The following is a 20437-nucleotide window of genomic DNA, read 5'->3' as shown; positions in this document are numbered from 1 at the left end:
GGCATATGAGTACGATTTTTGTGGCCGGAGCCAATGGCAGAATAGGTGGTGCGGTCCTGAATGCCCTCATTGGTGCGCAGATGGACGTTGTCGCTGGAGTACACAGCGAGGAACGTGCGGAAGCGTTCCGAAAGGATGGACAGGAAGCCCGGGTTGTTGATTTCACGGATCAGTCTTCCATGGTTGCTGGCATGGAGGGGTGCGACAAGCTGTTTCTGGTCTTGCCGCTCGTTGAAGGCATGACCCGCATGGGCCATCTGGCGGTGGAAGCGGCCAAGGAAGCCGAGATTACATATATCGTACGATCTTCCGGCTATGCTGCTTCATCAGATGCCCATTGGATGCTGGGCCGCGAGCACGGCATGGTCGATCAGTTTGTTGAAGACTCCGGCATCGACTTCACGGTGCTGCGTCCCAACTCCCTCATGCAGAATTTTTCGACTGCTTTGGCACCCATGATCCAGTCCGGCAATATCATGCTGCCGGAAGATGATGCCCGGGTCAGTTACCTCGACGCCCGTGATCTGGGCGCGTGCGCTGCGACTCTGTTCCAGGATGCCGGGGAGCATCGCAACAAGATGTACGCCCTGACCGGTCCCGAAGGACTGTCTCTTGCCGAAGTCGCCACCACCCTGACCGACGTGGCAGGACACAGCGTCACCTATACGCCCATCGAAGAGGATCAGTATGTGGAAGGGTGTGTGCAGGCCGGTGTGCCTGAATGGACCGTTCGGATGCTGGTGTCCCTCAGTCGTGTGGTCAAACTCGGCATGGCCGGAAACGTGACCAAAGCCGTGGAATACATCACCGGCTCCCCGGCTCGTACCTTTGGTGATTTTACCCGGGAACACGCGGATATCTGGAAGTAGGCATAGTGGAAAAAGGTAAGGGGCTGTCCTAGCTAACTAGGATTTTCCCCGCTGATTAATCCACTTTTTCAGTTGCTTAAGTAACATTTTATGGTCACCACAATTGAACCGCCACTCACACTCTTTAAGGAACAGGAAAAAACTGTCCCTGGGGATGCCGTTGAACCGGCGGAGGTGGCGCTTGGCTTGGTTCCAAAAGTTCTCAATCCCATTGATGTGGTTTTGCCTGTCCACGAACCTTTCAGAGTGATTGATCCGCACATGGTGGAAGTCCGAGACATCCAGCGCATCATAGCTTCTGAAAGCGTCAGTGTACACGATACTGTCCGGCAAGATCATACGCTCCATGATGGGGAGAAGTGTCGTGCTCCGGGCGTTTGGGATCATGACCGTATAAACCCGCCCTCCACGCTTCAACAAGCCGAAAACAGGGACTTTCCCTGCAGCACCTCGACCGCGCTTGCCTTTCCTGACTCCTCCGAAGTAGCTCTCATCAACTTCAATCTCACCGTCGAATGGCGATGCCTTTTCCATCTCATCGGCAATGATTTTCCTCAGCCGAGTGAAAAACGTGGCCGCCGTGTTCTTGTTGACGTCCACCAGTTGAGCGGCAGCACGTGCCGTTGTGCCGGCAATGAAGTGCTCAATGAGCCTGGCCCGCTTCTGTGGGCTGAGCCTGCTTTTCCTTTCGTACATGATGCCATCCTAAGCCTAAGCGGAGTGCTTAGCTAGGACAGCCCCAAAGGTAAAGAGCGCCTGCTGGCCGCCATCAAGGATGTGGCAGCGGGGAATTATTCCAACGAGATAATGGAACTGACCGGCCCGGAGTACCCGGAAGATGTCCGGGAACTGGCCGAAGCTGTTTCGGTGATGATGGTCCGCATTGAAGCCAGAGAGCTGCATTTGGAGCAGCTTAATGAACGGATCAAATACAATACGCTGAATACCGTGACCGCTGTTGCCGATGCGCTCGGTGCACGGGATGCCTACACCGAAGGGCACGGTGAACGGGTTGGTGCCTATGCGGAACGACTGGCTCGCAGGCTCGGGCTGGACGACCTCAAGGTGGAGCAGGTTCGTGTTGCCGGTATCCTGCATGATATCGGCAAGATCGGTTTCAGTGATCAGGTCTTTTCCAGCGACGGTACGGCCGACAATGCCGATCTGCTGCTCGAAATCCGGTCACACCCCCAGTGGGGCTATGACATCCTGCGCAATCTCGATTTTCTTGGTCCGGCAGTGGATTTTGTTTACGGCCATCATGAGCGCATTGATGGGCGGGGGTATCCTCGTGGGTTGTCCGGCGAAAACATCCCGCTCGGGGCGCGTATTCTTGCCGTTGCCGACTGTTTCGATGCCATGACGACCAATCGTCCCTATCAGCGTGGGCGCACCCCGCAGGAGGCGTTCGGCATCCTGTGCGAGCTGGCCGGAAGCGCCCTTGACCCGGACATCGTGGAAGCGTTCATCGAAGAGGTCGAGTCCGGGGGCATGGAAGAGTGACCACGGGCGAAACCCTGGAAGAAAAGATTCAGCGCGTTCTTCGCGATCATGTGGAACTGGTCGAATATGATCCTGCATGGCCTGCGATGTTCGAGGCGGAAAAAAAGCACCTGCTGGGTCTGTTTCCCGGTGGGTTGATTCGCCGTGTCGAGCATTATGGCAGCACCTCCATCCCGGGCATGACCGCCAAACCTATTGTGGACATGCTCATAGAGGTCCGCGATCTGGAAGAGACCCGTCAGGCTGTACCACCTGTTCTGGAAGCTCTGGGCTATGATTTCTTCTGGCGGCCCTTGGGTGAAAACGACGGGCCGCCGCACTATGCGTGGTTCATCAAGCGGGACAGACAGGGCCGTCGGACGCATCATCTGCATATGGTGGAGGCGGATTCCTTTGTATGGGAAGGGCTGGTCTTTCGGGACTACCTGCTTGCTCATCCTGAATGGGCTGCCCGCTATCTGGAACTCAAGCGGGACCTGTGCCGACGGTATCCCGATGATCGAATCGCCTACACCCATGGAAAAGGCGACTTTGTTAGTCAGGTTCTCAAACTGGCAACATCCCGGTAAACCTGAAAAACTGTTGTCAGCCGTGGAAAAGCGGCGTGCGCAAGCGGGAAAACAACGTAGATTCTCATTGACTTTTGTGGTGTGGACCTTACTTTCTCTGCCTCTGGAGAGAGAAATAATACATGAGAAGTATCCTGACCATTTTCATACTGGCAGTGGCAGTTTTTGCGCCTGAAGCGGCGTACGCCTGGGGGCCGGGAGTCCATCTTGCCCTTGGCAATTCCGTGCTCGGCAACCTGGGGTGCCTTCCGCCACTGGTGGGCGGTCTTCTGGCGTGTCATAAAAACGCCTTTCTATACGGATGTCTTTCCGCGGATATTTTTATCGGCAAGGGAACGACATTCCGACCGGGCCACAGCCACAACTGGGTGACCGGTTTCAAGCTGCTTCAGTCGGCCAAAGATCCGCGTGTGACAGCCTACGCCTACGGATACCTTTCCCACCTCGCTGCCGATGTGGTGGCGCATAACTACTATGTTCCCAATGCCCTGTGGCGGATGTCTTCCGGTGGTAAAATCTCGCATGTGTATGTCGAGGCCCGTGCCGATTCTCGTTTTGAAGAGGAACGCGAGCTGGCGCTGCGGCTGTTCAAGCATCCTAACCGGGATACCGATAACACACTGCTTTCCGCCATGGAGCGAAGAAAGCTGCCCTTTCTGCTCAAGAAGCAGATCGTCAAGGGAAGCCTGCGCGTGACCGGGTCCAAGGAGTGGGGAAATTCCCTGCGATTTGTGGATAATCTGCTTCCATGGCCCCAGAAGACCAGCGACCTTGATGAAATGGTCAACCTTTCACGTAATCTGGTGTTCGAGTTTCTGTCCGACCCCAAAGGATCCTCTGCTGTTTCATTTGATCCCATCGGGTCTCGCAATCTGCGTGTTGTTCGCGAGATGCGCTCCAGAAACAGGCGCCGTAAAGACAAGTCGTCCCTTTTTCAGCCCCATGCGACTCTTGCCGGAATCGCAGCGCCCTGCCCTGTGGAGGGTGTCGCTGCTGTTGCCGGCGCTTCAGGATAGTTGCTCCTGTTTTTGCATTTGATTGGTTGATTTCGTGGCACCTTCTGCTAAGGTGTTGCGAGATAACCCTTTTAAAAACCAATGAATGCAAAATATGACGCGACGTACCGCATATCTCATTCCGCTCATTGTCGGCTTTGCCCTTGCCGTTGCTCTCTTTATTGAGTTGCACGCGGAAAACGAGCGCCATATGCAGGCTTCACGTCTTGAAGTCTTTTATAAAATGTCGGTTGTCCAGGGTCATCTGGAAGAAGCGGTTGCCACGCGATTGCAATTAGGTGGCGCTTTCAAGGCGTTTGTCATGCTCAATCCCGAGGTCGAGCAGGAGACCTTCCAGGCCCTTGTTCGATCCCTGTTGGGCAACATGAGTGGCGTGCGCGCCATTTTGCTGGCGAAAAACAATATCGTCACGCATGCCTTTCCTAGGGATATCGAGGAAGTGGTCCTCTCGAAGAGCCTCTTGAGTGACTTCCCTGTCCCGTTGCAAAATCTCACCAGAAAAATGCTCCACGCCCGAGTGCGTCAGGTCTCTCGGCAGTTTCCTCTGGAAGGGCGGGATGTTGTCGCTATCATGACCCCTGTCTATCTGCCGGACCCGACCACCCTGACCACCAGTCGCTACTGGGGTAGTGTGGTTGTTTTCATCGATGCACAGACTATCTACCGTGAAGCAGGGCTGATAAGTCATAAGCCGACACTGGAGATGGCACTGCGCTCCATAAGCGACGGTTCCGGAGCCGGAGAAATGCTGGTGGGGGCGGAGAAAGTCTTTGAAATGTCGCCGGTGACCATGAATATTTCCATCCCCGGAGGCTACTGGCAGATGGGGGCGGTTCCCAAGGGGGGCTGGCCGCCTTCTCCGTATCAAAACCACTTGATATACGGGGGCGGAGCTGTGGTCCTGGCGATCACGGGACTACTTCTTGCCACCGTGTATTTTCTGTTGAACGGTATCAAGGAACGCGAAAAATACCGCTACCTTGTCCAAAATGCCAAATCCATCATTCTGCGCGTCGATGTCAATGGCGTCATTACGTTTTGCAATGAGTATACGGAGTCCTTTTTCGGATATGAGCCGGGAGAACTTGTCGGGAAGGAGCTTGTCGGGTCGCTGATTCCGGCCAAGAGTCTGGATGGCAAGCCCATGAAGCGTATCATCAACCGTCTTATTCATACCGAGAAAGGGACGGTTTTCAACGAGTACCTTCACAAGCGGAAAAACGGTGAAATGGTCTGGGTGTCATGGGCAACTGAGCCGGTTCTTGGGCGTGACGACGTTGTCATGGAATTGTTGTGTGTCGGGACGGACATCACGGATCGAAAGATTACAGAGGAAGCCCTCAGGCAGAGTGAACGGCAATACCGCATGCTTGCGGAAAATATCACCGACATCATCTGGGGGTTGGATGCGGGAAGGCGATTCACGTATATCAGTCCGTCCGATGAGTCCCTTCGCGGTTTCAAACGCCATGAGGTGCTCAGCCGACCCATTGGCGAGTTTCTGACTCCCCAGTCTTTGCGCGAGTTCGAGGAGTCCGTGAAGCGACTGCTTTTCCATATCGCAGATGAAGGGAATCCACCCTCCACCATTCTTGATCTTGAATTCTTGTGTGCTGATGATTCCACTGTGTGGCTGGAAACACGGATCGGACTGATGCTCAATGATGATCGGGAATTGATCGGCCTTCAAGGGGTGGGGCGTGATATCTCCGACCGCAAGCGAGCCGATGCCTTGCGTGACGATGTGGAGCGCATCGCTCGGCATGATCTCAAGACGCCGTTGGGGGCCGTGGTAGGTCTTCCCGAAGAGATACGTCGCCTGGGCGGGCTGAGCGGTACACAGTATGAAATGCTGAGCACCATTGAGACTGCTGGTGAGACCATGCTTGATCTGATCAATCGATCACTGGATCTCTTCAAGATGGAATCAGGGACCTATGAGCTGAGAAAAACGAGCGTCGATGTGCTTAAGGTCATTGATTGCATTCGCAAGGAGTCCCGAGCCATCATCCATAAAAAAGGGATCAGCCTTGGTGTCGAAGTCCTTGATCAGACCTTCACCAATGAATTTAGGGTGTTTGCCGAAGAACCGCTGCTTCGCTCCATGCTCTCCAACCTGTTGCTCAACGCGTTCCAGGCATCACCGGAAGGGTGCTCTGTCACCGTCACACTGACGCGGACGCCGGATGTGGTCATCGTTATTCGGAACAAGGGCGAGGTGCCGCCGGGCGTTCGTGAAAATTTCTTTGAAAAATATGTCTCGTCCGACAACAGCAGCGGGTCCGGTATCGGAACATATTCCGCACGCCAAATCGCCCGGACACACGGCGGCGATATCATGGTGGACACCTGTGAACCCGGACATACCTGTGTGACGGTTTCCCTGCCTCGATAATTCCTTCGTACTCAGCTGCACATGGCTTCCCTTTTCAGTGTGCTTGTTTTGATATGGAGCGGGTACCAATTCCGGTGTCCGCTTTTTTAGTCTTGCCCAGTTAACTAAGATCCATAGATACGTTGAATTATGCCGCTGGAATAGCGTTTTGACCCTACCGTTGCGCGTTGGGAAGCACGCCATTCCACTCTTGTTTAACGTCAGTGACGAATGGTGACAAATCAATAGAAAAGGCCGGTCCCGCATGAGCGGAACCGGCCTTGATGTGCTGTGTCGCTGCTGGCTAGTTCAGCAGGTCGGGACGGGCAATCACGATGTTCGCTTCCTTGCGGAGGTCCGTCATGAATGCGGTCAGCGCTTCGGTCTGGTAGTTGCGGCTTGCCTGTTCGATCCAGGTGTCCTTCTGCTGTTCCCACATTTCTTCAGGGGCAGCGATACGTTCATGCAGCTTGGCAACGATAATCGAGCCGGAAGGCATGACGTAGGATTCGGACAGCCACGTGGTACCGTCGGAGTCAAAGACAGCCTTGGCGAGCTTCACGTTGCGTCCCAGGCCGGGAACAACGCCCTGACGGGAGAACTGCTCAGAGGTCTTGATACGATCAGCCAGCTCCTTGGCACCTTCGGGTGAGGAGAGCTTGGCGAGAATCTCGTCAGCAGCAGCTTTGGCCTTTTCCGTGGCTTTCTCGGTGGTGATGGCGTTGATGATGACCTGCTTCACCTGATCCAGCTCCATGGGAGCGGCAGGGATGTCCTCGACCTTTTCGAGCAGCATGTAGCCGCCGTCGATGGCAAGCGGGGTCTGGTGGGCTTCACCGGCCGGAATGGCCATGATGACCTGAGCAGCTTCCGGGGTCATGCCGAATGCCTGCGGCAGCGAGGATTCGGGCATGGGACGGGAAGTGACGGCCAGCAGACCGAGTTCGTCGGCAATGGCTTCGAGGTCCATGCCGGACACAAGACGGTCCATGGACTGGTCAAGCATGTCAGAGATGACTTCAGCAGCCTTTTCTTCGGCAATGGCCTGAGCGATCTGGTCCTTGACGTATTCAAGAGACTTGCTCTCGGGGTCCTTGCGATCATCTACGTAGATGATGTGCCAGCCGAACTGCGTCTTGATCGGTTCGGATACCTCTCCCTTGGGAGTGGCAAAGGCGGCTTCTTCAAATTCCGGCACCATGGCGCCGCGTCCGAACCAGCCCAGTGCGCCGCCATTGGAAGCGGACGGGCCTTCGGAGTAGGTCTTTGCCAATTCGGCGAAGTCTTCACCGGCCTTGGCCTTTTTGTAAATGCGGTCGATCTTGTTGCGCGCTTCCTTCTGGACGGACTCGGTGTCGGAGTCCTTGGTCATGACCAGGATATGGCGGGCGTTGACCTCTTCTCGCTGAACGAGGTTGTCGGCGTTGGCATCATAGTATGCCTTGATCTCTTCGTCGGTGACTTCCTGGTAGGTTGCCAGAGCCTTGGGAGTGAAGGTCAGGTAGCGGATGCTGGCCTGTTCGGGAACCATGAAGCGGGATTCGTTCTCGGTGTAGAACTGGCGAATCTCTTCGTCAGTCACGTCAATGGCATCAACGAACTGGCGCGGGGAAGTCTCGATGTAATCGATGGTCACTTCTTCGCCAACCCAGTTGTAAAGCTCACGGGTCTGCTCTTCAGTGGCGTTGCCGGTGGAGCGGACCATATCCTTGACTTTTCCGGCGATATATTCGTTGCGGAAGTTCGCTTCGAACTGGGCCGGGGTCATGCGGATGGAGCGCAGGGCAGCCTGGTAGATATTCCGGTCAAACTTGTCTTCGGCATTCCAGAAGATGGATTGGCGGGTGATGGCGGCAAATACTTCTTCGTCGGATGCTGAGATGCCGAGTCGCTCGGCTTCCTCCAGCAGCAGTCGGGAGTTGATCAGTTCATTGAGAACAAGCTGCTTGAACTGTGGGTCCTGCAACTGAGCGGAAGTAACGTTCGGATTGGCCTTGCGCAATCCTTCTGCGGCGCGCTGGAAAGCGTCTTCAAACTCGGCGCGGGTGATGATCCGGTCATTGACAGTAGCCAGCACGGGATCATTGCTGGTGTCCAGCCCGCTCATACCGAAGGCGAAGACGAAAACGATGATGATAATGGCAAAGAGGATCTTGACGATCCACCCCGAAGCGTTCTCACGCATGATGTCTAACATTGTGTCTCCAACAAATGCTTTTTACGCCACCTCCCACCAATGGGAGGTGGCGATGTATTTCATCCGTTACGATTGGTTGTTGCGGACTGCATTGAGCAGACCACCTGACTGGATAATCTCCAGTTCCTTTTTGGTCAAATCATTTGTGACCGCGACAGTCTTGCCGGAAGCGGTGGTGATATCGATAGTGCCACCGGGAGTCATTGCACCCGCAGGAATGACGAGATCGTCACCTTCCGACAATTTGTCATAATCAGAAGGATCGACAAGAAGCAAGGGCAGGATGCCGAAGTTGACAAGATTTGCCCGGTGAATGCGAGCCAGCGACTTGACGATTACGGCCTTGACGCCCAGATGACGGGGGCCGAGAGCCGCATGTTCGCGACTGGAACCCTGGCCGTAGTTTTCGCCGCCGAGAATCACACCCGTGCCGTGTTCCTTCATCCGATTGACGAATTCGGCGTCCACGCGGCTGAAAATGTACTGGCTGATGGCCGGGATATTCGAGCGCAGAGCCGTGATTTCGGCACCGGCAGGCAGGATGTGGTCGGTGGTGATGTTGTCCTCGACCTTGAGCAGTACCTTGGCCTCCACGGTTTGGGGCAGTTCGTCGAAATCTTCAAGGGCCACGATGTTGGGGCCTCGCAGAATCTCCACCACACTCTTGTCTTCGGGCGGGAAGACGAATAGGTCGCGGATGGAAGGCACATCCTTGGGCAGTTCCACACGCTCGGGCGCAGGACCCCAGGTGGCGGGATCAGTGAACTCGCCTTCGAGTGCAAGGCGGGCCGCTGTCTGCGCAGAAGCCAGATAGACCTGCCCGTCAAGGGTGCCGGAGCGTCCCTCGAAGTTGCGGTTGAAGGTTCGTACAGACACACCGGCAGAAGTCGGAGAACCACCCATGCCGATGCACGGGCCGCAGGAACATTCCAGGACGCGTGCGCCCGCATCGAGCAGCGGTTCGATCAGCCCTTCTCGGGCCAGCATCTTCACCACCTGCTTGGAGCCGGGGGAGATGAGCAGGTCCACTTCGGGCGGCGTCTGCTTGCCGGACAGGATCTGGGCCGTATTCTTGAGATCGGAATAGGAAGAGTTGGTGCAGGAACCGATGGCGCACTGGTCGATCTTCTTGCCGGCCAGGTCTTTGACCTTGCACACGAGGTCGGGCATGTGCGGCTGGGCAACCATGGGCTCCAGTTCGCTCAGGTTGATCTCGATGACCTCGTCGAACACGGCGTCTTCGTCAGCCACCAGTTCGATCCAATCGTTGCCGCGACCCATCTTCTCAAGGAAGTCCTTTGTCTTGGCATCGGACGGGAAGATGGAGGTGGTAGCGCCAAGTTCAGCACCCATGTTGGTGATGGTGGCGCGATCGGGCACGGAAAGGGATTCCACGCCAGGGCCGCCGTACTCAAATACCTTGCCGACTCCGCCCTTGACCGTCAGGCGGCGCAGCAACTCAAGGATGACGTCCTTGCCAGCAGCCCAGCCGGTGAGCTCGCCGGTCAGGTGGACTTTGACGACCTTGGGCATGGGAATGAAGTACGCTTCACCGGCCATTGCCAGAGCTACGGACAGGCCGCCCGCTCCCATGGCCATGGAGCCGATGCCGCCCGCGGTGGGGGTGTGGGAATCGGAGCCGATGAGGGTCGCGCCGGGTTTGGCGAAATTTTCCAGATGCAACTGGTGACAGATACCGGTGCCTGCCGGGGAAAAAACGGCGCCGGATTTGGCAGCCACGGTGCGCAGGTAGCGATGATCGTCCGGATTGCGGAAGCCCATCTGCAAGGTGTTGTGGTCGACGTAGGATACGGAAATGTCGGTCCGCACTTCACCGATGCCGATGGCCTCGAACTGCAGCCATGCCATGGTGCCGGTGGCATCCTGGGTGAGTGTCTGGTCGATGCGGAGGCCAACCTCCGTGCCGGGCACCATCTCGCCGCTGACGAGGTGCTGCTCAATGATCTTGTGGGTTATGGATTTTCCCATCAATCTGCTCCTGCTTAGTGGTTATCGGGGTACTCTCATGTCTCCGCAAGTCCTTTGCAGGTTCGCCCGTGCGGCTCTCTCGTACCGTTGGGGCGTGTGTTTGCGGGGTGAAATGAAATAGTCACATGTTACGTTTTGTTTCAGCTGGCCCTGTTTCTTCGTGTGCCGAGTCAATTGATTGAGGCGGTTGAAGCAGGAAACCATATATAAAGAACAGCCGGATGGATCATCTCCATCCGACTGTCCAATACTATGCTAAAACAGGAATCCGCTCTTCACACCATCGCTGACCTGGCTCTCGTCCATGCCGAGATTGATCCGGTTGATCTTGTTGGTGCGAAACTTGATGTCCACGTCCAGGCGCAGCTTTTCCTGCTGCATCTGGAATATCTCCTCGTGATGGAAGATCTTGTTGGCAGGGTCTTCTGCGTCCCGGAGGTCGCGGATTGCCTGCATGACCTTTTCACGGTGGAGGGTCATCTCGGCCACCTCGGCTTCGAGGGTGGGGATGTCGTCGCTCAGCCGAGTTTCTTCCGGCTGTTCGGGATTAACGGACTTTGATTCTTCTGCGTGTGTCATCTTTTTTCTCTTGTACCGGTTTCGGTTTCATCTTTCCGGTGGGCAGGGAGTTGTAGAAGTTCCAGAATTCCGGCCAGGTGGCGGTTACTTCACCGTGGTTCTCCAGCTTGATGCCAGGTACGGCGTAGGCTGTCAAAGCACAACCCATGGACCAGATCGGGGCCGGGCTGTACCAGGTGTCGGACCAGCTGCGTTCGCCGGAAAGGATGACGATGCCTTCTTCGGACTCTTCATAGGCAACGCTCATGCGGTCCAGAAGTTCAATCATGGTTTCGTCGGATGTACCCTTGATTGTGGCTTTTTCGAGCTTCATGGCGAGGGCCATGGTCAACGGGCGCAGTGCTTCATTGTCGCCCAGTGTCAGGGTTGCTGATTTCGGCAGCTCGCCTTCCATGGTCGCAATGACGTTCTCTGTGGCGATATCGATGCGCAAACCAAGTGCCTTGAGCTCTTCGAGGACGCGGTCCCCCATTTCGCTCTTGGGCCAGTTGCCTTCGATGTTGATGGAACCACCAGCCATGATGGGCAGGGCCATGAGCATGGAGCACAGCGGTACGGACAGCGGGAGCACCGGATTGGTGTCGATGGTCGGAACGCCGTCGGAAACGGTGACGGAGTCTTTTTTCAGCTCTGCCTTGATGCCGCAGGCAGTCAGCACGTCCACCACTTCGGCCACGCGCTCACGGGCAGCGGAGTTCAGGCCTTTAATGGTCAGGCCGCCGGGATAGGTCCATGCGGCCAGGGTCAGACCGGCTGCGAAGTCGGGATGCATGCCGCCGGGCAGGGTGATCGCCTCGTCCATGGGACCGCCGCATTCCAGCCGTGCAGGAAGGCCGGGGTTGTTGGGGTTCATGGGAACCAGTCGGGCGCCGAGCTTGGGCAGAATCTTGTTCAGGCTGGAGATATCCATGAGCTGGAGCGCGGGCTTGCCGGTGAATTTGCATCGTCCGGCATGTGCCAGGGCAAAGCCAAGCAGCATGTAGAAGTTGAAATTGTCTTCGCCCACGAAAATCATGTTGTTTTCGAAAGCAAGGGTCTTGCCGCCCTCGTTGCGAATGAAGTCGTCGTCCCAGGAGATGGGAGCGCCGGCCTGCTTCAGGGCTTTTGCGAGGTCTTTGTTCGGGGCGTTCATGGTCACAGGAGCCAGACGGGTCTCAGCTCCGGCGCTGGCGGCCATGGCCAGCATCATCCGGGTGTAGCGAAACGAGCGCGGGCCGGAGATGGAAGCCTGGATCGGCTCCACACGCGGGGCCAGCTTGTAGGCGTCGCCGGTGAATTTCTTGCGGATATCGGCAAGGGAGAACTGGTTGAGCAGGGTGAACAGCTGCTTGGTCAGCTTGGCGTCCAGCCCGAGTTCGCCGGCCTGTTTGTCAAAGGAGGCGCGGAGCAGTTTCTCCAGCTTGGGGTCTACCAGAGACTTCTGGCGGGACTTGCGCCATGCTCCTTCCTTGCGGATAAGGAATGCACGCTTTTCCAGCAGGCTGAGAACCTGTCGGTCGATGTCGGAAATATCGTTGTATCGGTGATTGGAGACAACTTCGGATTTATCGATGTCGTTGTCGCTGCCACCGCGGTTATCTCTGCCGCCACGGTAGTCACTGCCACTACGGTTGTCTCTGCCGGAACGGTTGTCCTGGCGTCGGTAGTTGCCGGTCTTTTCGAATCGACGCGGCCCATCACTGTTGCTGCGTCGGTGGTCACCGGAGGGACCACGCCTGTCGTCTTTACGGATCTTGATCATACGTCTTACCGTCTTCCTTATAAAATAATATGGTCTCCCTCCTTGCAGAGGGGAACCGCTTTCCTATCGTGAATTTTGTTCGGATGCAAGTGTTGGATTTCAGGTCGGAACCTTTGGGACGCCGGGGTTTTCAGTGGGTTGAAAAGACCTGAAATCGTGGTGAAATATGCGGTTGAAATGGTGGGATGGTTGACTGCGAGGGGAATTAACAACGCTGTGAACCGATTATAAATTGCTCAAAAAGGGCACGCCCGGACCGCGCATGGCGATCCGGGCGTAAAAACAGGTGTAACCGGTCGGGCTAGACGTAATCGCCGCGATTGAACTTGAACTGTTCGGTTGCGGTGAGCGTTTCCAGTTCATCGACAATGGACTTCAGCCCCGGGTCAAGGTTTGGCTGGCTTTCCTTGATGGCTGCCACTTCATTGGCGATCTCATCAAGGGTGCCGTATGCGGACTTGAGTCCGGATTCGGAGCCGGCAAGGCTCGCTGCATAGTTGTCCCACTTGTCCAGAACGGATTCCACTTGTCCGGCCACGGCGGAGTCAACGGCATTCGCATTGGTTGCCGTCGCTGCCTCGGCTGCGATCAGGGGATTCACTATCAGGGGCGGCGCGACGCCGACCGGAGCCATGGGAGCATTGCCCTTGGCTATTTCCTGATTGAGAAGATCCCCGAAGGCTTGCCCCGGCTCTTGTGCCTTGTTCTTCCGTTGCGTTTGCTCCGGTTGAACGCCCTCGATCTGATCAGGACGGATCTTCATGGTTCACACTCCTATCCTGTGGTTTGTCTATACTTTGCAAAGAGCTTGCCAAACAGGCCGCCTTGACAATTTGTTGAAAATACTTACTAATTTTACAAGATGGCTCGGCAAAAAATGCCGTTTCTCCTGTTTTCCCTTTTCAGGGGACCATTTCATGGTAAAGCAGAAGAAAATAGTTGTCTATGGTCTCTGCCTCTGGCAGATAATAGTAATAGATATAGTAATACAGGATGCAGGTGCCGTTCATCGTGAAATGGTGTTGCATCAGCGAAACAAGGAGGACGAATATGGCAGATATCAAGAAGATTATTTGTGCGGTGGATTTTTCGGACTATAGCCCCAAGGTGGCGGAGTATGCCAGCATGATTGGTGGCTGCGTCAATGCACAAATCGTTGTTCTCTATGTCGCGCCTTCTCTCAGCCAGTATGTGGGCTTCCATGTCCCGCCCAGCTCCATCGAAAGCTTTGTTGGCGAAATCGTCACCGGCGCAGAGGATACCATGAACGAGTTTGTGAAGGACAATTTCAAGGATCTGAACGTGCAGGGCAAGGTTGTGACCGGCTATCCCGCCGAGGAAATCCTGTCCATTGCCGAAGCGGAAAAGGCCGACATGATCGTCATGGGAACCCATGGACGAAAGGGCATCGATCGCATCCTGTTCGGTTCTGTTGCCGAGAAGGTGGTCAAGTCGTCCTCCGTGCCTGTGCTTACCGTGCGTCCAGAGTAGTATTATGCCTCTTTACGGGCGTGGATAAAGTTTATACAAAGGACGGCTTCGGCCGTCCTTTTTCATGTTGTATCGGTTTTCTTCGATACCTTAGGCCCTCACTGTACCAACAGGAATGGAACATATGAGAGAATTCACCGTCCGCCCGGAGATAATGGAGTTCGATCCGTACAAGCCGGGTCTGACCATAGAACAGATTCAGGCCCAGTATGGACTTGATACCGTCATCAAGCTCGCCAGCAATGAGAATCCGCTTGGCGTGTCGCCCATCGTGCAAAAGACTCTTGATCGCAATGCGGCCAAAGTTTTCCGGTATCCTGAAAACCATTCCCCCCGGTTGACTGAAGCCATCAGTCGTCATGTGGGTGTGCCTAAGGAATCCATTCTCGTTGGAAACGGCTCCGACGAAATCATCGACATGCTCTTTCGCATGAAGGCCCGACCCGGGAAATCCAATGTGATCTGCTATGAGAACTCCTTCTCCATGTATCGCATGTGTGCCAAGCTGGCCGGGGTGGAGTATCGCGAGGTCAAGCGCGGCGAAGATTACGAATTGCCCCTGGACAAGCTGGCCGAGGCCGCGGACGAGGACACCGCCATGGTTATCGTCACCAGCCCGGACAACCCGACCGGTCTTGCCGCAGGCATTGAAGATATTTCGGTGCTGGCGGGTGTGTTGCCCAAGGACTGTCTGTTGGTGGTGGATGAGGCCTACATCGACTTTGTCTGGCCGCCGGAGTCCTATACCCCGGTGCAGGCGTACGACAAGTTCGACAATCTGGTTGTCCTTCGCACTTTTTCCAAGGCGTACGGTCTGGCCGGTCTGCGTGTGGGCTACGGCATCCTGCCGCAACCGCTTGCCGCACTGCTGAAGAATGCCCGCATTCCGTTCACGGTCAATCTGCTGGCCGAAGATGCCGCCATTGCCGCACTTGAGGATGACACCTTCTACAACGAAACGCTGTCCGTGGTCATGCGGGGGCGTGAATATTTCACCGAAGAGTTGCGTAAACTCGGTTGCAAGGTGTGGCCCAGTCAGGCCAACTTCGTGATGTTCGAGCCGACCAAACCGGCCCAGTCCGTGTTCAAGGCGCTGCTCAGGAAAGGCATCATCGTTCGTCCCCTTGCCAGCTTCGGCCTTGGCAAGAACATACGGGTCAACGTTGGCACCGATGCAGAGAACAAACAGTTCATTCGCACGCTGGGAGACATTCTGAATGGCTAAGCGTATCGTCACCATTGATGGTCCGGCCGGCGTCGGCAAATCCACCATGGCCAAGCAGTTGGCCCGTGAACTCGCTATTCCCTATCTGGATACCGGAGCCATGTTCCGGGCCATTGCCTGGAAGCTGGGTGAGGGATCCTGGGAGTGGGACGAAGCACGATTGGACGAGGCGTTGGCTTCATTTGATTTTTCCCTGTCCGGGGTGGGCGAAGATTCTGTTCTCGCCTTGAACGGTGTCCCTATCGGTGCTGAAATCCGCACCGAGGAGGTCGGCATGTGGGCTTCGAATGTAGCCACGCTGCCGGTGATCCGGTCGTTTCTCAAGACGGCCCAGCAATCCCTTGGCGAACGGTTTTCCCTTGTTGCCGAAGGACGCGACATGGGGACGGTCATTTTCCCTGACGCCACCCACAAGTTCTTCCTCGACGCCACCGTGGAAGAGCGAGCCCGACGACGATATCGCCAGTTGCAGGAGATGGGAAAGGATGCGGACCTCGAGTTGCTCAAGGAGCAGATCGCCAAACGTGACGATCAGGACCGCAACAGGGCGGTGGCTCCGCTCAAGGCCGCAGACGACGCGGTGACCATCGATACGACGACGCTGACGATCCCGGACGTGTTCCAGGCGCTTGTGGATGGAGTTCAGCGCTGATTTCAGGTACATGAAACGGTGAGGTTTCTGCCGGTCCCAATAGTCGGGAAGGCAGGCCCGGAGCCGGATGACACATTTTTCACTGCTTGGATTGCCGGGGCAAACGTGCTAGTGCCCGCAGGACGAGTTTTGAGTAAGGAGATACCAACGCATGAGAGCGAAAATACATCTTGAAAACGCATTGAAAGCGGTTCTGGCCGACAAGGGCTGGGAATGGCCTGAAAAGGCTGTGATCGAACCGCCCAAAGATAAACAATTCGGCGACATGTCCGTCAACGTGGCCATGATGCTTGCCAAGCAGGCGAAAAAGGCCCCGCGTGCCATTGCCGAAGATATTGCCGCAGCCCTTGAAGGGGATGCACACATCGAAAAAATCGATATCGCCGGACCCGGTTTCCTCAACTTCACCTTCAGTCAGGCCTTCTGGCACGAGACTGTGGGTGTCATCAAAGAGGCCGGAGAATCCTACGGTAACTCAACCATGGGTAACGGCACCCGTATTCAGGTGGAGTATGTCTCTGCCAACCCGACCGGCCCGCTGCATATCGGCCACGGACGCGGTGCTGCTCTTGGTGATTCCCTGACCCGTATTCTGGAAAAAGCCGGATACGACGTCGAGGCGGAATATTACATTAACGATGCCGGACGCCAGATGCTCATCCTCGGCGGTTCCATCCTCTACCGCGCCAAGCAGTTGGGCGGACAGGATGTGGCAGAGCCGGAAGATTTCTACAAGGGTGAATACATCAAGGATATCGCCGCGGAAATGCTCAAGCGCCAGCCCGACCTGTTGGAGCTTGACGAAGCCGAGGCCACCGAGCTGTGCAAGGATTACGGCAAGGACGTCATCCTTGAGGGCATCAAGGAAGATTTGGCTGCCTTCGGTGTTCGCCACGATGTCTGGTTCTCGGAAAAGTCGCTGGTCACCGACGGCAAGGTCGATGAAACCTTTGCCGACCTGACCGCTTCCGGCATGGGATACGAGGCAGACGGCGCGTACTGGTTCAAGTCCACCGAGTTGGGCGACGACAAGGACCGTGTCCTGCGCAAATCAAATGGCGATACCACCTATTTCGCTTCTGACATCGCCTACCACGACAACAAGTTCAAGCGTGGATTCGATCTCGTGGTCGACATCTGGGGTGCCGACCATCACGGTTATATTCCCCGCATGATGGCTGCCTGTGAAGCCCTTGGCAAAAAGGACGGCCTGCACGTCATTCTGGTCAACCTCGTCAACCTGCTGCGTGATGGCGAGCCCATTGCCATGTCCACCCGTGCCGGTCAGTTCGAGACCCTCAAGGACGTTGTGGACGAAGTCGGGGCCGATGCCTCCCGGTTCATGTTCCTTTCCCGCAAGTCCGATTCCAAGCTCGATTTCGACCTGGAATTGGTGAAGCAGAAGTCCATGGACAACCCGGTGTACTATGTGCAGTACGCCCACGCCCGTATCTGTTCGCTCAAGAAAAAAGCGGATGAAGCTGGCGTTGAAGCGGCTACTATCTCTCCGGCATCACTCGCCTTGTTGGATACAGAGTATGATATGCAACTGCTCAAGCTTCTCGATCAGTATCCTGATTATGTGGAAGCCGCGGCCCGTGCACAGTCTCCGCATCTGATCAGCATGTATTTGCAGGAGCTTGCATCAACGCTCCACAGATACTATACCAATTGTCATGTACTCTCCGCAGAGGCAGATATCGCCGCTGCTCGACTCATGCTGCTCGGCTGTGTGGCCGGTGTTGTCGCCAATGGATTGGGGCTGCTCGGTGTGAGTGCTCCTGAATCCATGTAGCTGAAATATCAGGGAAGATAATAGTATGGCTGACAAAGATGGTCCCAAAGTCAAGATCCCGAAGTTGAAAGCGACTAACAAGACTTACGACTTTTCTCTCACGCTCCCCGGCATGATCAGTGCCGTGGGAGCGGGAGTGTTGGCCCTTACATTCTTTTTCGTGATGGGGATACTCATCGGCCGGGGCTATCGTCCGGAAGCCGATGTGCCGCAATTGCAGGAAATCATGCCGTCCAAGCAGCACGGCGAAATAGCTGAAGGTTCGGACAAGCCGGAAATTCTCAAGTTGGAAGAGCTGGAATATCCTGACCGGCTCAAGGAAGAACCCGGAAAGGTCATGGAAGTACAAAAGCCGAAGGCTGCCGAGCCTCAAAAGGCTGAACCGAAAAAGGTTGCTTCCAAGCCTGAGCCCAAAGTTGAAAAGCCTGAAAACACCTCTCCGCCCAAGCCTGCTGAAGTGAAGCAACCGGCGACCGGTGAAAAAGTATACAGCTACGTGTATCAGGTGGCGTCATTTCGTAAGCCGGAAATGGCCGAGACCTTGTCTGCCAAACTCGTCAAGGATGGTTTACGATCCGCAATTGAGTCCGGATCAGCCAAGGGCAGCACGTGGTACAGGGTGGTAGTACACCACCACGGCACGCCTTCTTCCACTGCAAACATGAAGGCCGTATTGGAGAAATACGGCATCAAAAAGCCGCTGCTGAAGAAGAAAGTCGAAGCACAATAGGCATCTCCAGCTGTCTTGCGCCCCGATTACTTGTATTAGTTACCGCGATTATACCAAAGAATCATTGACGATATCTGTCTATACCTCTATAGGCGGTTTTTTAACCGTATTGTAGAGGTTGCTATGAACCTATCCAAAATAGATGCCCATCTGCTGTCAGGGTTTGTCATTCTTGTGGCAAGCCTTGTCGTAGGTTGTCTGGTCGGGCACTTCTTCTGGGCTGTGCCGCCCGTCGTTGTCTGGACTGCCGGTCTGTGCCTCATGGCGATCACTTCGATCGTCTTTTTTGTGTTGCGTAAAGCGTTCAGTGCCCACGAAGCCCGTATTGCCGATCTGTTGCAGCGAGTTGCGCTTGATGAGGCTGTCAAACCCGCCGATCAGCTTGGCGAGGGACAGCTTGCCGAAGCCGTCAGTGAACTGGCTGCGAGTCTGTCTCGATTCAAGGGGCTGAGCGAAGGCATCATCAAGGGGCTGCCCATGCCGTTCCTGCTGGTCGATCCTGATGAGCGCACCCTTTATACCAATCAGGCCTGTCTCGATATGGTTGAGGCCGATGGCTCTGTTGAGAGCCAGTTAGGCCGGACGCTGGCCGAAATTTTCTATAATGATCCAGGCCGTGAAACTGCGGTCGGCAAGGCCATGAACCAGGGGCAGGTCTTCCGCAATCTCGAAGTGGCCATTCAGGGACACAAGGGCGGCACTCGCCATGTGCTTGCCAACGTGTACGCCCTGAAGAACAGCCACGGCGATTGTATCGGTGGCTTCTGTCTCTACCTCGATATGACCATGCTCAAGGAAAAGGAAGCCGAGCTGAAAGAGCAGAACGAATTGATCAGGCAGACTGCTGACAAGGCGGATTCCATTTCTGATCAGTTGGCCTCCGCATCCGAAGAGATTTCCGCTCAGGTGGATCAGTCCAGCAAGGCATCCGAAGAATCCCGTCGCCTCACCGCCGGTGTTGCCGTCAGTGTGGAGCAGATGAATGCCACGGTGCTTGAAGTTGCTCGTAATGCTGCCGCTGCCGCGGAGATATCCGATCAGGCCCGCTCCGAAGCCGAGTCGGGTGCATCGATTGTCACGGAAGTCATCGCTGGCATTTCCTCACTGGAAAAGCAGGCGACCCAACTCAATACCGATATGAATTCCCTTGAACGGCAGGCTGACTCCATTGGCGATATCATGGCTGTCATCTCCGATATCGCGGACCAAACCAACCTGTTGGCGCTCAATGCTGCCATTGAGGCGGCGCGTGCCGGAGAAGCCGGACGCGGGTTTGCCGTTGTTGCCGACGAGGTGCGCAAACTGGCTGAAAAGACCATGGACGCCACCAAGAACGTCGAGGAAAACATCAGCGCAATCCAAAAGAGTGCCGAGTCCAATCTGGACTCCACCCGTCAGACCGTGGTCGTCATCGAAGAGACCGTGGAGACAACCCGACGGGCTGGGCAGGCACTTGATTCCATCGTCAACTTGTCTGGTCAGACATGGGAAAACGTGCAGTCCATTGCCACGGCCGCAGAAGAGCAGTCGGCCGCCAGTGACGAGATTGCTCGTTCCGCTGGGGAGATCAATGTGGTTGCCGATGAGACTTCGCGTGCCATGCATGAATCAGCCTTGGCCGTAACTGATCTGGCCCGATTGGCTGGGGAGTTGCGCAATGTCATGAGCACCATGCGGACAAGCGATGATAACTGATAATGTTGATTA

The 20437-nt window shown here is 55.7% G+C and carries 18 protein-coding genes; 11 read left to right on the top strand and 7 right to left on the bottom strand.

What is annotated here, in order from left to right:
* Positions 1-5: 5 nt before the first annotated feature.
* Positions 6-869, top strand: a complete 864-nt coding sequence (locus DPRO_RS08065; RefSeq protein ID WP_097011582.1) for an NmrA family NAD(P)-binding protein — start codon at positions 6-8, stop codon at positions 867-869.
* Positions 870-905: 36 nt separating this feature from the next.
* Here the strand turns inward: DPRO_RS08065 and DPRO_RS08060 are convergent, their stop codons facing one another.
* Positions 906-1565 carry an IS1595-like element ISDae1 family transposase gene (locus DPRO_RS08060; RefSeq protein WP_013515367.1) on the bottom strand — a complete coding sequence of 220 codons (660 nt, stop codon included), beginning with the start codon at positions 1563-1565 and terminating at the stop codon, positions 906-908.
* Positions 1566-1646: 81 nt separating this feature from the next.
* Between DPRO_RS08060 and DPRO_RS08055 the strand changes: the two genes are divergently transcribed.
* The 4 genes from DPRO_RS08055 to DPRO_RS08040 all read left to right on the top strand — a co-directional run bounded on the left by DPRO_RS08055 (position 1647) and on the right by DPRO_RS08040 (position 6352).
* The gene (locus DPRO_RS08055) at positions 1647-2372 is read left to right on the top strand and encodes an HD-GYP domain-containing protein (RefSeq protein ID WP_232005746.1); all 726 of its coding nucleotides are present in this window, start codon (positions 1647-1649) and stop codon (positions 2370-2372) included.
* The gene (locus DPRO_RS08050; RefSeq protein WP_232005745.1) at positions 2369-2941 is read left to right on the top strand and encodes a GrpB family protein; all 573 of its coding nucleotides are present in this window, start codon (positions 2369-2371) and stop codon (positions 2939-2941) included. The genes DPRO_RS08055 and DPRO_RS08050 overlap by 4 nt, the downstream gene beginning before the upstream one ends.
* 122 nt (positions 2942-3063) lie before the next feature.
* A complete protein-coding gene (locus DPRO_RS08045; protein WP_097011580.1) occupies positions 3064-3957 on the top strand; it encodes a zinc dependent phospholipase C family protein in 894 nt (297 codons plus the stop codon).
* A gap of 94 nt (positions 3958-4051) precedes the next feature.
* On the top strand, positions 4052-6352 hold the full coding sequence (locus DPRO_RS08040) for a PAS domain S-box protein (RefSeq protein WP_097011579.1): 2301 nt from the start codon (positions 4052-4054) through the stop codon (positions 6350-6352).
* Between the two features lie 283 nt (positions 6353-6635).
* Here the strand turns inward: DPRO_RS08040 and DPRO_RS08035 are convergent, their stop codons facing one another.
* From DPRO_RS08035 to DPRO_RS20620, 6 genes are all read right to left on the bottom strand, one after another.
* A complete protein-coding gene (locus DPRO_RS08035) occupies positions 6636-8528 on the bottom strand; it encodes a SurA N-terminal domain-containing protein (RefSeq protein ID WP_097011578.1) in 1893 nt (630 codons plus the stop codon).
* A 66-nt stretch (positions 8529-8594) separates the two neighbouring features.
* Positions 8595-10517, bottom strand: coding sequence for an aconitate hydratase (locus DPRO_RS08030; RefSeq protein ID WP_097011577.1), 1923 nt, complete (start codon positions 10515-10517; stop codon positions 8595-8597).
* Between the two features lie 255 nt (positions 10518-10772).
* Positions 10773-11096: a hypothetical protein gene (locus DPRO_RS08025; RefSeq protein ID WP_097011576.1), complete on the bottom strand. Its 324-nt coding sequence runs from the start codon at positions 11094-11096 to the stop codon at positions 10773-10775.
* Entirely contained in the window at positions 11065-12837 is a 1773-nt protein-coding gene (locus DPRO_RS08020; RefSeq protein WP_097011575.1) for a chorismate mutase, read from the bottom strand. The genes DPRO_RS08025 and DPRO_RS08020 overlap by 32 nt, the downstream gene beginning before the upstream one ends.
* 301 nt (positions 12838-13138) lie before the next feature.
* Positions 13139-13600: a hypothetical protein gene (locus DPRO_RS08015; protein WP_097011574.1), complete on the bottom strand. Its 462-nt coding sequence runs from the start codon at positions 13598-13600 to the stop codon at positions 13139-13141.
* A gap of 139 nt (positions 13601-13739) precedes the next feature.
* Positions 13740-13865, bottom strand: a complete 126-nt coding sequence (locus DPRO_RS20620) for a hypothetical protein (protein ID WP_269459709.1) — start codon at positions 13863-13865, stop codon at positions 13740-13742.
* A gap of 22 nt (positions 13866-13887) precedes the next feature.
* Between DPRO_RS20620 and DPRO_RS08010 the strand changes: the two genes are divergently transcribed.
* The 6 genes from DPRO_RS08010 to DPRO_RS07985 all read left to right on the top strand — a co-directional run bounded on the left by DPRO_RS08010 (position 13888) and on the right by DPRO_RS07985 (position 20425).
* Positions 13888-14328 carry a universal stress protein gene (locus DPRO_RS08010; RefSeq protein WP_097011573.1) on the top strand — a complete coding sequence of 147 codons (441 nt, stop codon included), beginning with the start codon at positions 13888-13890 and terminating at the stop codon, positions 14326-14328.
* A gap of 124 nt (positions 14329-14452) precedes the next feature.
* A complete protein-coding gene (gene hisC, locus DPRO_RS08005) occupies positions 14453-15553 on the top strand; it encodes a histidinol-phosphate transaminase (RefSeq protein ID WP_097011572.1) in 1101 nt (366 codons plus the stop codon).
* A complete protein-coding gene (gene cmk, locus DPRO_RS08000; protein ID WP_097011571.1) occupies positions 15546-16205 on the top strand; it encodes a (d)CMP kinase in 660 nt (219 codons plus the stop codon). The genes hisC and cmk overlap by 8 nt, the downstream gene beginning before the upstream one ends.
* A gap of 151 nt (positions 16206-16356) precedes the next feature.
* A complete protein-coding gene (gene argS, locus DPRO_RS07995) occupies positions 16357-18000 on the top strand; it encodes an arginine--tRNA ligase (RefSeq protein ID WP_097011570.1) in 1644 nt (547 codons plus the stop codon).
* Between the two features lie 25 nt (positions 18001-18025).
* On the top strand, positions 18026-18730 hold the full coding sequence (locus tag DPRO_RS07990; protein ID WP_097011569.1) for an SPOR domain-containing protein: 705 nt from the start codon (positions 18026-18028) through the stop codon (positions 18728-18730).
* A 123-nt stretch (positions 18731-18853) separates the two neighbouring features.
* Positions 18854-20425, top strand: a complete 1572-nt coding sequence (locus tag DPRO_RS07985; protein ID WP_097011568.1) for a methyl-accepting chemotaxis protein — start codon at positions 18854-18856, stop codon at positions 20423-20425.
* The last annotated feature ends 12 nt before the right edge of the window (positions 20426-20437 follow it).

Origin of the sequence: Pseudodesulfovibrio profundus (genome assembly GCF_900217235.1) — a bacterium.
Classification (GTDB): Bacteria; Desulfobacterota; Desulfovibrionia; order Desulfovibrionales; family Desulfovibrionaceae; genus Pseudodesulfovibrio; species Pseudodesulfovibrio profundus.
Note: the sequence above shows the minus strand (reverse complement) of the source record. Positions and strands in the feature narration are given on the sequence as shown.